Source organism: Isoptericola sp. b408 (genome assembly GCF_030588085.1).
GTDB classification, from domain to species: domain Bacteria; phylum Actinomycetota; class Actinomycetes; order Actinomycetales; family Cellulomonadaceae; genus Isoptericola; species Isoptericola sediminis.
In genome coordinates this window covers 457,375-469,455 of record NZ_JAUQYQ010000002.1, presented here as the reverse complement: position 1 = coordinate 469,455, position 12,081 = coordinate 457,375, and the positions used below count along the sequence as shown (strand labels likewise).

Here is a 12,081-nt window from a genome sequence, read left to right as displayed (position 1 = left end):
AACGGAAGCCCTTCGTGTCACGTCAGCACCGCCGTCCCCTCGCCGCCGCCCTCCTCGCCCTCCCGCTGGCGCTCACCGCGTGCAGCACCGACGGCGAGTCCGAGGACGCCTTCGCGGCCGAGCCCGGGGCGCTGCAGATCTACTCCTCCCAGCACCGCGACGTCACGCAGGCCTGGGCCGAGGCGTTCACCGAGAAGACCGGCATCGAGACCCAGGTCCGCGAGGGCCAGGACTCCTCGATGGGTCACATGATCGTCGAGGAGGGCGAGGCCTCCCCGGCCGACGTGTTCCTCACGGAGAACTCCCCCGCCATGACCGTGGTGGAGCGCGCCGACCTGCTCGCCCCGGTGGACGAGGAGACCCAGGCCCAGGTGCGCGACGGGATGGCGCCGTCGTCCGGCCGGTGGACGGCGGTCGCCGCCCGCTCGACCGTGCTCGTCTACAACACCGACATGATCAGCGAGGACGAGCTGCCGGACTCGATCATGGACCTGGCCGACCCCGAGTGGGCCGGCAAGTGGGGCGCTGCCCCGGGCGGTGCCGACTTCCAGGCCATCATGGCCGGCATGCTCGCCGACCGCGGTGAGGCCGAGACCCGGGCCTGGCTCGAGGCCCTGGCCGAGAACTCCGAGGTCTACCAGAACAACATCGCCACGATGAAGGCCGTCAACGCCGGCGAGGTGCCGGTCGGGATCATGTACCACTACTACTGGTACCGCGACCAGGCCGGGGACCAGGAGGGCAGCGCGAACACCGAGCTGCACTACTTCGGCCAGCAGGACCCGGGGGCCTTCGTCAGCCTCTCCGCGGGCGGCGTGCTGGAGTCGTCCGACATGCCGGACGAGGCCCAGCAGTTCCTCGCCTACGTCACCAGCCCCGAGGGTCAGCAGGTGCTCGTCGACAGCGGCTCCATGGAGTACGCCGTGGGTGCCGGCGTCGAGTCGGACCCGGCGCTGCCCACGCTGGAGGAGCTGGACGCCCCGCCGGTCGACCCCTTCACCCTGAACTCTGACACCGTCCTGGAGCTCATGACCGATGCGAGCATCCTCTAGGAGCCGCGGGGTCGCCGTCGCCGCGACCCTCGTCGCCGCGCTCACCGTCCTGCCGCTGGTGGTCGTCCTCCTCGACGCCTCCTCCGCGGGCGTCGAGGAGGCGGTCGACTACCTCGTGCGGCCCCGCGTCGGTGAGCTGCTGGGGAACACCGGCCTGCTGATGGGCGTCACCGTGCCCGCCACGGTGGTCCTCGGCACCCTCGCGGCCTGGCTCGTGGAGCGCACGGCCCTGCCCTGGGCCGGGCTCTGGCGCACGCTGCTGCTGGCGCCCCTGGCGGTGCCGGCGTTCGTCAGCGCCTACGCCTGGGTGACGGTCGCGCCCTGGCTCACCGGGTTCGGCGGGGCCGCGCTGGTCACGACCCTGGCGTACTTCCCGTTCGTGTTCCTGCCCGTGGCCGCGCTGCTGCGGTCGCTCGACCCCGCCGAGGAGGAGGTCGCCCGGTCCCTGGGCCTGTCCCCGACGCGGGCCGTCGTCCGGACGGTGCTCCCCCGGCTCCGTCCGGCGATCAGCGGCGGGGCGCTGCTGGTCGCCCTGCACCTCCTGGCCGAGTACGGCGTCCTGGAGATGATGCGGTTCCAGACCTTCACCACCGCGATCATGCAGCGGTACGCGGTGGGGTTCAGCGACGCGTCCGGCAGCCTGCTCGCCTCGGTGCTGCTGGGTCTGTGCCTGCTCGTGCTCACGCTCGAGGTGGTCGCCCGGGGACGGCGCCGGGTGTCGCGGGTCGGTGCCGGCACCCAGCGTCCCGCCACGCGGGCCCGGCTGGGCGGCTGGACCGCTCCGGCGCTGGTCATGCTGGGCGCTCTCGTCGGCCTGGCGCTCGTCGTCCCGGTGGCCACGGTGCTGCGGTGGCTGGGATCGGCGATCGGGGACGGGCTGGTCGACGACCTCCTCACCGTCACCGCGAGCACGGTGCTGCTGGCGGTGCTCGGCGGGCTGGCGGCCGTGGTGGCCGCCCTGCCCGGGGCGTGGCTGCTCAACCGCCGCCGGTCGGCCCTGACGGTCCTGCTCGAGCGGTCCACGTACCTGGCCAGCGCCCTGCCCGGCGTCGTGGTCGGGCTCGCCCTGGTCACCCTGGCCATCGACTGGGCCCGCCCGCTGTACCAGACCCTGGCGCTGACCGTCCTGGCCTACGCCATCCTCTTCCTGCCCCGGGCGATGGTCGCCCTGCGCGCCGGTCTCGCCGCCGCGCCGCCGGAGCTCTCGGAGGCCTCCCGGTCGCTGGGGCTGGGCGGTCCGGCCACGCTCGTGCGGGTGGTCCTGCCGCTCATCGGCCCGTCGGTGCTCACCGGCTTCGTGCTCGTCTCCCTCGCCGTCAGCACCGAGCTGACGGCCACCCTGCTGCTGGCCCCGACGGGGACCGACACCCTCGCCCTCGCCTTCTGGCGGGAGACGAGCGCGCTCGACTACGCTGCTGCGGCCCCCTACGCGGCAGTCATGATCGTCTTGTCCGTACCGCTGACGTTGTTGCTGCGGCGGCAGATACTGGAGGAACGATGACCGACGTGCAGCTGCGAGCCGTCACGGCCGCCTACGGCCGGCACGACGTGCTCGACGAGGTGAACCTGGTCGTGCCCGAGGGCACGACGACCGCCGTCCTGGGTGGGTCCGGCAGCGGCAAGACGACGCTGCTGCGCATCATCGCCGGGTTCATGCAGCCGCGCTCGGGAGAGGCCGTCATCGGCGGTCGCACCGTCGCCGGGCCGGGGGTCTGGGTCCCGCCCGAGCGCCGCGGCGTCGGCTACGTCCGCCAGGAGGGCGGGCTGTTCCCCCACCTGTCGGTCGCCGGGAACATCGCCTTCGGGCTCCCCTGGCCGCGACGCCGGCACCACGACCGGGTGCTCGAGCTGCTCGACCTGGTCGGCCTGCCCGCCGAGGTCGCCGACCGACGGCCCGACCAGCTCTCCGGCGGCCAGCAGCAGCGGGTCGCGCTGGCCCGTGCGCTCGCTCCCCGCCCCGGTCTCGTCCTGCTCGACGAGCCCTTCTCCTCGCTCGACACCACGCTGCGCGCCACCACCCGGGACGCCACGGCGCTCGCGCTGCGCGCCACCGGCGCCACGGCCGTGCTGGTCACCCACGACCAGGACGAGGCACTCTCCTTCGCCGACCAGGTCGCGATCCTCACGTCCGGCCGGATCCGGCAGGCGGCGGCCCCGCGGGCCATCTACCGGGACCCCGTCGACGCCGACGTCGCCCAGTTCCTCGGCGACGCCGTGTTCGTGCCCGGCGAGGCGGCGACCGACGGTTGCGTCACCTGCCCGCTGGGCACCCTGCCGGTCCGCGGTCAGAGCCCCCGCGGCGCCGTGGACGTCATGCTCCGCCCCGAGCAGATCACCCTGACCCCGGCCGGCACCGGCCAGCTCGAGGCCACCGTGCGCCACGTGTCGTTCTTCGGGCACGACGCGCTCGTCGAGCTGGCCCTCGGCGACGGCGCCGCCGAGCAGCGGATCCGCGCGCGGGTGGTCGGGCTGCAGCCCCCGGAGGCGGGCGACCGCGTCGGGCTGGACATCGTCGGGCCGGTCCGTGCCTTCCCGTCGCGTCCCGACCGGCCCGGCGGCGGTCGCCGCGACGAGAGCCCGGTGGCCTCCTCCGCCTGAGGCGGCGTGGCGGTCCGATTCGCCTAGCGTGGGAGCGTGGAACGCTTCGAGGCGTCAGCGCTGACCCACATGCTCGTCGTGGCCGACGTCGAACGCAGTCGTGACTGGTACGTGCGCGTGCTCGACGCCCGGGTGGCCGGCGAGTACGGCGGGACGTCGGTCGTGCTCCAGCTGCTGGAGAGCTGGATCCTGCTCGTGACCGGCGGGGGTCCCGACGCAGGCAAGCCGACCGTGACCCTGGCCCCGCCCGCCGACCCCGACCGCCCCAGCGCCCAGCTCGTCTTCCGCGTCGACGACTGCCTGGAGTTCTACGAGCTTCTGTCGAGCCGTGGCGCAGAGTTCCTGGCCGCACCCGACGTTCGTGACGGCGAGACCCGCGCGTTCTTCCGCGACCCCGACGGCCATCTGTTCGAGATCTCCGAGCTCACCTGAGCCCGGTCCGGCCGCTCCCCAGCGGTCCCCAGGCTTTCCCGCACGCGAGAATGCCCGGACCGTCACTCGTTCGAGCCCTCGTGTGTCGCCCACGAAGACGCGCGCCAATAGGGTTGTCACCCGGTCGGCCCATCTTGAGGAGTGCCCGGCGAGATCGCGGCGCATCAAGGGCGCCACCTCGTCGAGCGCGCTCTCGCCATCACCGGTCATGCGTCCGTGCAAGGTACGGCCCAAGGCGTCCGCGGGGGGCCGCCACCGAGCGGCGGCGCGTGCCAGCAGACAAGCGTCGTCGTGGCCCCGAGCGAGTTCCCACCACCAATCAGGCGCCCCACTGGTCAGTGGCGTCGGTCCGCGGCGGACCCGCCCACTTCGGACCCTCAGCGCGTGTCGCTGATTGACACTAGAAGTCCGCCTCGGTCGTAATCGAAGCGCCACCCGGCGGCGAGCTACCCGATGCCGGTGCTGGAGGTGTCGTCGTTGTCTTCGTCTCATCGCGTTTTCCAGCCAGATACCCAGCGATCGTTCCCAGCAGAGCAAATGCGGCTGCCGTAGACTCATTGACGACGTTTGTGATAGCAAGGATCGCCGCCAGCACGGCCACCACCATCAGCGCGTACAGACGTATGAATGTAATTCCCTTGGCCTTGTTGCCCCAGACGACCAGCACATATATCGCGCAACCAACAATAATTGCGATCAGCCCAAACCAGAGCAGGGCATCAAGAGCTTCCGCTCCTGAGGACCCGGCCACCGCGCCACTCGAAGGGGAGGGGCTGGGAGATTCGGTCGGGCTGGGCGACGGAGCGCTGCCATTCAAGGAACGGGTGGGCATTTCTGATGATGTCATGCGATCGACCCCTTTCCATTACAGACGAATCTTGCAGCGACGCAATTGATGAATGCGCGCACCAGTCTGACAGCCTCGCCAATCTCCGCCTGAGTGCCGACCAATCCAGTATCGCCACCGTGGGCGAGCCTCCGCACGGAGACTACGGGGTGAATTTTGATCATCAGATCCGAGAGGTGCCGGTCTGAAGCCGCGCGCCGATGCGGCGGTCCAGGCCCCCGAAGCCGAGGGCGGAACCGTTTAGAGGTGGATCTGCCTCCGGACTGGTTGACGATCGGAGTCTGAGCTTCGGTACCTCGCGCGGCATCCCGTCACCTTCTTGGTACGGGCGTTCTTCCGACGCTCGATCTCACCGAAACCTCGCTTCACCACGACCACATCCTCTCCCCGTGGGGGTGCTGTGGGGGCACGTAACCCCCAGCGTGGAGGTTTGCGTCCTGTCGTGTCACTGAGCCTGACACGCAAAAACCCCGCCTGACCTGGCATGTTGCCGGTCAGACGGGGTTTCGCATCGGTGGGCGATACTGGGTTCGAACCAGTGACCTCTTCGGTGTGAACGAAGCGCGCTACCACTGCGCCAATCGCCCGAGTGCGTGGTCGATACTAGCCACAGATCCGGGGTTGCTCCAAACCGGATCGGTGCGGCGTGGCCCACACCCGGACGACGACGCTCCAGGTCACGGGTCGAGGCGCTCCCGGCAGTTCTTCTCGAACACCTCCCGCACGGCGAGCGTGATCTCCCCCGGTGCGACGTCGACGCCGTCGAGCCAGGTGATCGGCTGGACGTTGCGGCCCGAGGACGTCAGCGCCAGGTGCACGCCGCCCGTGGCCACCTCGTCCAGCACGGTGAACGGCAGCTCGCCCTCCCGGGCCTCGCGCACCGGCAGCCCCGCCTCGGCGCCCCACTCGAGCACGAGCGCCCGGGTGATCCCGGCCAGGCAGCCCGTGGACAGCGCCGGCGTGAGGAGCTCGCCGCCCTGCTCGACGAAGATGTTCGACCCCGTGCCCTCGCAGAGCTCGCCCACCGTGTTGGGCAGGATCGACTCGTCGCCGCCCTTGGCCTTGGCGTCCGCGAGCGCCACCACGTTCTCCGCGTACGACGTCGTCTTGAGCCCGGCGATGGGCGACCGCTCGTTGCGCGGCCACGGGGAACGGGCCGAGCGCGACTCGGGCATCATCATCGAGTCCTGCACGGCGACCACGACGCTCTGCGCGCCGGGGACCCGCATGGAGCCGAGCGGGCCGATACCCGCGGTGACGGTGATGCGCAGCCGGCCGTCGAACGGACCGTCGAGGCGCACGGCCTCGGCCAGCACGGCGTCGACGCCCTCGCGCACCCGCTGCTCGTCGGGCGCCTCCAGGCCGAGCCCGGTCGCGGAGCGGCGCAGCCGCTCCAGGTGACGCGTCAGCGCGAACACCTGCCCGTCGAACACGGTGCACGTCTCGAAGACGCCGTCACCCACCGTGATGCCGTGGTCGACCGCGCTCAGCGCGGCCTCCCCGGCTCCGACCAACCGACCTTCGGCCCAGATCACGAGACTCATGGTGCTCAGTCTGCCCGACGCCGGTACACCAGATGGGTCACCTCCCCTGCGTGCCGTGCCGCGACGGCGTCGAGGTCCAGCCGGCCGACGCCGTCGAACAGCCGCGTGGCACCGGGGATGTCCAGCACGACGGGGGCGACGTGCAGGCGCAGCTCGTCGATCGCCCCGGCGGCGAGATAGGTGTTGACCGTGGACACGCCCCCGGCGATCGAGATGTCCCCGTCGCCGGCCGCCTCGACGGCCCGGCGCAGCGCCTCGTCGGCACCGTCCGTGACGAAGTGGAAGGTCGTGCCCCCCGCCATCACCAGCGGCTCGCGCGGGTGGTGCGTCAGCACGAACACCGGTGCGCGGTACGGCGGCTCGTCACCCCACCACCCGGTCCAGTCCGGGTCCCACGGGCCGGTGCCCGGGAAGAACATGCCCCGGCCCATCACGTAGGCGTCGGCCTCCAGAATCCCGGCGACCTCGTCGGGATGGTCCTCGGCGTGCTCGAGCAGCCACGTGTGCAGCACCTCGCCGGTGCCGATCACGTCGCCGAAGGGTCGGTCACGGGTCTGGTGCGGTCCGGCGGCGAAGCCGTCCAGGGACACGGACAGGTCGCAGGTCACCCTCGTCATGCCGGTGCCGACGCCCGAGGGACCTCGGACTCATCGGTCGGGGCGGTGCGCGGGGTCACCCGAGGCGAGGCCGACCAGCCGCGCGGCCTTCAGCTCCGTCTCGCGCCACTCGGCCGCGGCGTCCGAGCCCCACGTGATGCCGGCGCCCGTGCCGAAGCGCAGCGTGCCGTCGTCGTCCGCCCCGCGTTCCCACCAGAAGGTCCGGATCCCGACGGCGAGCTCGGCCCGGTCGCCGTCGACCCAGCCGACAGCACCGCAGTAGGGCCCGCGTGCCGTCGGCTCGAGGTCGTCGATGATCGAGAGAGCCGACGACTTGGGCGCACCCGACACGGACCCCGGCGGGAACGTCGCGCGGAGCAGGTGACGCCACCGGTCCGGTGCGGCGGCGACAGCGGACGTCAGCGTGCCCTGCACCCGCGAGACCAGATGCACCAGCCCCGGGTGCTCCTCCACGCCGAGGAGCTCGGTCACCTCGACCGTGCCGGGCTCGCACACCCGCTGCAGGTCGTTGCGGACCAGGTCGGTGATCATGACGTTCTCGGCACGGTCCTTGCCGCTCAGGCCGTCCGCCGTCGGTGCGGTGCCCTTGATCGGCCCGGAGGCCAGCCGTCCGTCCTCGAGGGCCAGGTAGAGCTCGGGGGACGCGGAGACCACCCAGACGGGGGCGACGTCGAGGCCTGCCGGGACGTGCACGGCCGCCCCGTACGGCGCGGGGTTGCCGGCGGCCAGACGCGCAGCCAGCGCGGCCGCGTCCGGCTCCCCCGACCCGGTGCCGGGGTCCGTCGCCGGCAGCGGGGCGCTCAGCACCCGGCACACGTTGACCTGGTAGACGTCGCCCTGACGGATGTGCTGCTGCACGCGACGGACGGCGGCCTCGTACACCTCTTGGGACATCGACGTCGCCCAGTCGTCCGGGGCCGGGCCGGACCAGCCCGCCGCCGGGTCGTCGCCCCGCTCCGGGGGCCCGCCGGCGGTGACGTGGGCGAACCGCCAGGCTCGCGCCCGTCCGCCGCGCCCGAACGCCTCGAAGTCGACGACGACGAACCAGGGCCCGGGGTCGCGGAGCCGCTCGGGGGCGACCTCGAGGTCGACGCACTCGACGACGTCGGTCGCGAGACGGCCGGCGAAGGAGGCCCAGGAGGTCGGTGCACGCACGGCTGCACGGTATGCCAGCGAGGCATCGCGAGGCGATTGGACCATTCGGGCACCGTCCACTAAAGTTTTCCTCGCGCCGGAACACCGCGGGGATCACCCCTGCACCAGGTCCGGTCGTGCGGATGTAGCTCAGTTGGTAGAGCACCACCTTGCCAAGGTGGATGTCGCGAGTTCGAGTCTCGTCATCCGCTCGGAGGCCCACTCCCCTGCGATCTCGGCAACGAGCGAGCCGGTGAGCACAGTCTCAAGGTGGGTTGGCCGAGAGGCGAGGCAGCGGCCTGCAAAGCCGTATACACGGGTTCGAATCCCGTACCCACCTCGGGCGATTGGCGCAGCGGTAGCGCGCTTCCCTGACACGGAAGAGGTCACTGGTTCGATCCCAGTATCGCCCACCACCACAGGCCCCGGACCACACGGTCCGGGGCCTGCTGCGTTCCCCGGAGATCCGTGCCACGCGAGTGGCCGACAGCGGTGCTACGTTCCAGACGGATCACCCCGGGAGGTCCCATGGTCGAGCCCGAGCCCACCGCCACCACCGACGCCCGGACACCGCTCGGCGTGATGACGGCGGCCTGCGTCTCCACCCTCATCGTCAACGCGAACACGTCCGCCGTGGCCATCCTGCTCCCGGCGATCAGCGACGACGTCGGCATGTCCACGGAGACCCTCCAGTGGGCCGTGACGGGCTACCTGCTCGTCGGGGCGGCCACGATCGTCACCTCCGGGAGCCTCGGGGACGTCTTCGGCCGGCGCAAGGTGTTCCTCGGCGGCCTGCTGCTGTTCATCGCGTCGTGCGTCCTTATCGCCCTGGCGCCGGGCGGCTGGGCTGTCATCGTCGGACGCTGCATCCAGGGCGCCGCCGGGGCCACGCTCGTGGCCGGCGGGCTGAGCATCCTCACCATCGCCTCACCGCCCGGGAACGCGCAGCTGCGGGCCGTGTCCTACTGGGGGTCGGCCTCGGCGGTCGGGGCGGCGGCGGGCCCGCTGCTCGGCGGGGCGCTCGTGAACACGGTGGGCTGGCAGGGGTTGTTCTGGCTCGACGCGGCGATCGCGGTCCTGCTCGTCCCCCTGACGCTGCGTACGGTGGCCGAGTCCTCCGACCCGACGCGCAGCCGGTCGATCGACTGGGCGGGCAGCGCGCTCATCGCCCTCGCCCTGGCCCCGCTCATCCTCGGCCTCACCCAGGGCGCGACCTGGGGATGGCTCTCGATCCAGACGCTCGGCTGCTTCGCGGTGTCCGTCGCGTCGACGATCGGGTTCGTCGCGGTCGAGAGCAAGGTGTCCGCCCCGCTGATCGACCTCGGCCTGTTCCGCAACCGGCGGCTGGTCGGGGCGACGATCGGGATCCTCATCGGCGCCGCCGCGATCAACGCGATGATGTTCCTGCTGAGCCTGTTCTTCCAGGACCCGGCCGCCTTCGGGATGGACCCCTTCGAGGCCGGGCTGGCCACCCTGCCGGCGACCGTCGGGATGGTCGCCCTCACCCCGGCGGTCCCCGGGCTGACCCACCGGTTCGGGGTGCTCGCCGTCGTCGGGACGGGGTTCGTCGTCATGACGGCCGGCTTCGTGGTGCTGGCCCTGGCCGGCGCCTCGTGGGGCTACCTGGCGTTCCTGGTTCCGATCGTCATGACGGCGGTGGGACTGTGCCTGTCGAACAATCCCTGTTCCTCGGTCGCCACGGGATCGGTCGACCACTCCGAGGTGGGCGGGGCGTCGGGCCTGTCCAACATGGCGCGCTACGTCGGACCGGCGGTCATGACCGCCGTGGTCGCGGCTCTGTACGCGGGCATCCCCGCGAACCGCTCCGCGGCCGGGGCGTCCGCCACCGATGCCCTGCTCGCCGGGTTCCACGCAGCCGCCCTCGCGCTGGCCGTCGTCTCGGCCCTGGGGATCGTGCTCGTGTGGCTGATCCGGGGCTACCGGGACAAGCACACGCCCGAGGGGGTCGACGTCGCGATCGCCGCCGCCGCGCCCGTGCACACGGTCCCCCGGCCCGAGACGGGGCCATCGACCGCGACCCGGACGGCGGCACCGGGCGACCCGGCGTAGCGTCGATCGCATGTGCCGCAACATCACCACCCTGCGCGGCCTCGAGCCGCCCGCGACCGCGGAGGAGATCGAGGCGGCCGCCGCCCAGTTCGTGCGGAAGGTGACCGGCGTGGCGTCCACCGCCGCACCGGCCTCCCGCGAGCCCTGCGAGGCGGCCGCCGCCGAGATCGCCGTGATCGTCACCCGGCTGCTGGACGACCTACCCGCCCGCCGACAACCGCCGGCCACGGTCCCGCCCCTGCGCCGACCCGAGGTGCAGGCGCGGATCGCCGCCCGCAGCAGCAGCGCGACCGCATGACGTCACCTGGCGTCCCCGCGGGACGTCGAGACCCAGGAGCGACCATGGACCAGCCCGAGCTCGACTTCTCCGCGTTGAGCGCCGTCTTCGTCAACTGCACCCTCAAGCCGTCCCCGGAGGTGTCGAACACCCAGGGACTCATGGACGTCAGCGCCGCGATCATGCGCAGGCACGGCGTGAGGGTGGACGAGATCCGCGCCGTCGACCACGACCTCGCCCCCGGGGTCCAGCCGGACATGACCGAGCACGGGTGGAGCCGCGACGACTGGCCGGCGCTGGCCGAACGGATTCTCGCCGCGGACATCCTCGTCCTCGGCACGCCGATCTGGCTGGGCGACAAGTCCAGCGTCTGCACCCGCGTCGTCGAGCGGCTGTACTCGCTGTCGGGCCGGCTGAACGACGCCGGCCAGTACCTCTACTACGGCCGCGCCGCGGGCGTCGTGATCACCGGCAACGAGGACGGCGCCAAGCACGTGGCGATGAACGTCCTGTACTCCCTGCAACATCTCGGCTACACCATCCCGCCCCAGGCCGACGCCGGGTGGGTCGGCGAGGCGGGGCCCGGCCCGTCCTACCTGGACGAGGGCTCCGGCGGCCCCCAGAACGAGTTCACCCAGCGCAACACCACGTTCATGACCTGGAACCTCATGCACATGGCCGCGATGCTCCGGGCCGCCGGCGGGTTCCCCGCGTACGGCAACCAGCGCAGCGCCTGGGACGCCGGCACCCGGTTCGACCACCCGAACCCCGAGTTCCGCTGACGGCACCCGGCCTCTCGGCCCGTCGTCCGCCGGAGGCCCAGGTCACACCGGTGGAATTGGACCTGGGACCCGCGGTCCAGTAATGTTCCTCAGGCACCGGCACGCGGGGATCACGTCCTCGGAACTGTCCGGCCGTGCGAACGTAGCTCAGTTGGTAGAGCACCACCTTGCCAAGGTGGATGTCGCGAGTTCGAGTCTCGTCGTTCGCTCCACGGGCGATTGGCGCAGCGGGAGCGCGCTTCCCTGACACGGAAGAGGTCACTGGTTCGATCCCAGTATCGCCCACCAGCGCAGAAGGGCCCCTGTATCGCGGAGACGCGATACAGGGGCCCTTCTCGTCGGTGGGTGCGGGCGCCGCGCGAGCCCACGAGCCGTCGGCCGACGGACGCCGACTCTCCGACCGGCCCGAGGACGCCCGGTACGCTCGCGGGCGTGAACGCCGACGACTCCGCCGACAGCCCGCCCGCCGTCTCCGCGACGATGCACCGGGCCAAGACCCGCGCGCGGGCGTCCCACGTCACCGTGGGCCGGACGCGCATGACGGACGAGGGCACCGTCGAGATCGACTGCTCCTGCGGCATGGTGCTCACCAACGGGCCGCAGTGGTCGCTCGACGAGCACATCCGCCTGCATAGGGCGGAGGCGCGTTACCTCGCGCTCAGCGAGGTCGCTCCGGCCGGCATGCCCCGGCTGATCCCCGTGGGCCCCGACCGGCTTCCGCGCTGACC

At 71.9% G+C, this 12,081-nt stretch carries 12 protein-coding genes and 6 tRNA genes; 13 read left to right on the top strand and 5 right to left on the bottom strand.

Annotated features, from left to right (window positions below):
* Positions 1-14 precede the first annotated feature (14 nt).
* From Q6347_RS07840 to Q6347_RS07825, 4 genes are read left to right on the top strand one after another with little or no spacing between them, the layout of a single operon-like run.
* Complete coding sequence (locus Q6347_RS07840) at positions 15-1,052, top strand: extracellular solute-binding protein (protein ID WP_304607096.1); 1,038 nt, start codon at positions 15-17, stop codon at positions 1,050-1,052.
* A complete protein-coding gene (locus Q6347_RS07835; RefSeq protein ID WP_304604110.1) occupies positions 1,036-2,553 on the top strand; it encodes an iron ABC transporter permease in 1,518 nt (505 codons plus the stop codon). Before Q6347_RS07840 ends, Q6347_RS07835 begins: the two co-directional genes overlap by 17 nt.
* Entirely contained in the window at positions 2,550-3,650 is a 1,101-nt protein-coding gene (locus tag Q6347_RS07830) for an ABC transporter ATP-binding protein (protein ID WP_304607095.1), read from the top strand. The genes Q6347_RS07835 and Q6347_RS07830 overlap by 4 nt, the downstream gene beginning before the upstream one ends.
* A 36-nt stretch (positions 3,651-3,686) precedes the next feature.
* Positions 3,687-4,082 (top strand): VOC family protein, encoded by a 396-nt coding sequence (locus tag Q6347_RS07825; protein ID WP_304604112.1) that lies wholly within the window; start codon positions 3,687-3,689, stop codon positions 4,080-4,082.
* Between the two features lie 400 nt (positions 4,083-4,482).
* Here Q6347_RS07825 and Q6347_RS07820 read toward each other — a convergent pair whose 3' ends face one another.
* From Q6347_RS07820 to Q6347_RS07800, 5 genes are all read right to left on the bottom strand, one after another.
* A complete protein-coding gene (locus Q6347_RS07820; protein ID WP_304607094.1) occupies positions 4,483-4,929 on the bottom strand; it encodes a hypothetical protein in 447 nt (148 codons plus the stop codon).
* 515 nt (positions 4,930-5,444) lie between these two features.
* Positions 5,445-5,516, bottom strand: a tRNA-Val gene (locus Q6347_RS07815).
* Between the two features lie 90 nt (positions 5,517-5,606).
* Complete coding sequence (locus tag Q6347_RS07810) at positions 5,607-6,473, bottom strand: aminotransferase class IV (RefSeq protein ID WP_304607093.1); 867 nt, start codon at positions 6,471-6,473, stop codon at positions 5,607-5,609.
* Positions 6,474-6,478: 5 nt separating this feature from the next.
* Complete coding sequence (locus Q6347_RS07805; protein ID WP_304607092.1) at positions 6,479-7,090, bottom strand: dihydrofolate reductase family protein; 612 nt, start codon at positions 7,088-7,090, stop codon at positions 6,479-6,481.
* Between the two features lie 30 nt (positions 7,091-7,120).
* On the bottom strand, positions 7,121-8,290 hold the full coding sequence (locus Q6347_RS07800) for a chorismate-binding protein (protein WP_369810819.1): 1,170 nt from the start codon (positions 8,288-8,290) through the stop codon (positions 7,121-7,123).
* Positions 8,291-8,363: 73 nt separating this feature from the next.
* Between Q6347_RS07800 and Q6347_RS07795 the strand changes: the two genes are divergently transcribed.
* The 9 genes from Q6347_RS07795 (at position 8,364) to Q6347_RS07755 (ending at position 12,079) form a co-directional block, all read left to right on the top strand.
* A tRNA-Gly gene (locus Q6347_RS07795) sits at positions 8,364-8,436 on the top strand.
* Between the two features lie 57 nt (positions 8,437-8,493).
* A tRNA-Cys gene (locus Q6347_RS07790) sits at positions 8,494-8,564 on the top strand.
* A 1-nt stretch (position 8,565) separates the two neighbouring features.
* A tRNA-Val gene (locus tag Q6347_RS07785) sits at positions 8,566-8,640 on the top strand.
* A 112-nt stretch (positions 8,641-8,752) separates the two neighbouring features.
* Entirely contained in the window at positions 8,753-10,294 is a 1,542-nt protein-coding gene (locus Q6347_RS07780) for an MFS transporter (RefSeq protein ID WP_304607090.1), read from the top strand.
* Between the two features lie 10 nt (positions 10,295-10,304).
* On the top strand, positions 10,305-10,592 hold the full coding sequence (locus tag Q6347_RS07775) for a DUF2277 family protein (RefSeq protein ID WP_171248171.1): 288 nt from the start codon (positions 10,305-10,307) through the stop codon (positions 10,590-10,592).
* 44 nt (positions 10,593-10,636) lie between these two features.
* Positions 10,637-11,353 (top strand): flavodoxin family protein, encoded by a 717-nt coding sequence (locus Q6347_RS07770; RefSeq protein ID WP_304604121.1) that lies wholly within the window; start codon positions 10,637-10,639, stop codon positions 11,351-11,353.
* Between the two features lie 136 nt (positions 11,354-11,489).
* Positions 11,490-11,565 (top strand) — tRNA-Gly (locus tag Q6347_RS07765).
* Position 11,566: 1 nt separating this feature from the next.
* A tRNA-Val gene (locus Q6347_RS07760) sits at positions 11,567-11,641 on the top strand.
* Positions 11,642-11,785: 144 nt separating this feature from the next.
* A complete protein-coding gene (locus Q6347_RS07755) occupies positions 11,786-12,079 on the top strand; it encodes a hypothetical protein (RefSeq protein WP_304604122.1) in 294 nt (97 codons plus the stop codon).
* Positions 12,080-12,081: the final 2 nt, after the last annotated feature.

Bases quoted from the DNA above. Each gene is read 5' to 3' on its own strand.
- Q6347_RS07810 (WP_304607093.1), bottom strand. From the start codon at position 6,473: ATGAGTCTCGTGATCTGGGCCGAAGGTCGGTTGGTCGGAGCCGGGGAG.
- Q6347_RS07830 (WP_304607095.1), top strand. From the start codon at position 2,550: ATGACCGACGTGCAGCTGCGAGCCGTCACGGCCGCCTACGGCCGGCAC.
- Q6347_RS07780 (WP_304607090.1), top strand. From the start codon at position 8,753: ATGGTCGAGCCCGAGCCCACCGCCACCACCGACGCCCGGACACCGCTC.
- Q6347_RS07805 (WP_304607092.1), bottom strand. From the start codon at position 7,090: ATGACGAGGGTGACCTGCGACCTGTCCGTGTCCCTGGACGGCTTCGCC.
- Q6347_RS07835 (WP_304604110.1), top strand. From the start codon at position 1,036: ATGCGAGCATCCTCTAGGAGCCGCGGGGTCGCCGTCGCCGCGACCCTC.
- Q6347_RS07770 (WP_304604121.1), top strand. From the start codon at position 10,637: ATGGACCAGCCCGAGCTCGACTTCTCCGCGTTGAGCGCCGTCTTCGTC.
- Q6347_RS07775 (WP_171248171.1), top strand. From the start codon at position 10,305: ATGTGCCGCAACATCACCACCCTGCGCGGCCTCGAGCCGCCCGCGACC.
- Q6347_RS07800 (WP_369810819.1), bottom strand. From the start codon at position 8,290: ATGGTCCAATCGCCTCGCGATGCCTCGCTGGCATACCGTGCAGCCGTG.
- Q6347_RS07820 (WP_304607094.1), bottom strand. From the start codon at position 4,929: ATGACATCATCAGAAATGCCCACCCGTTCCTTGAATGGCAGCGCTCCG.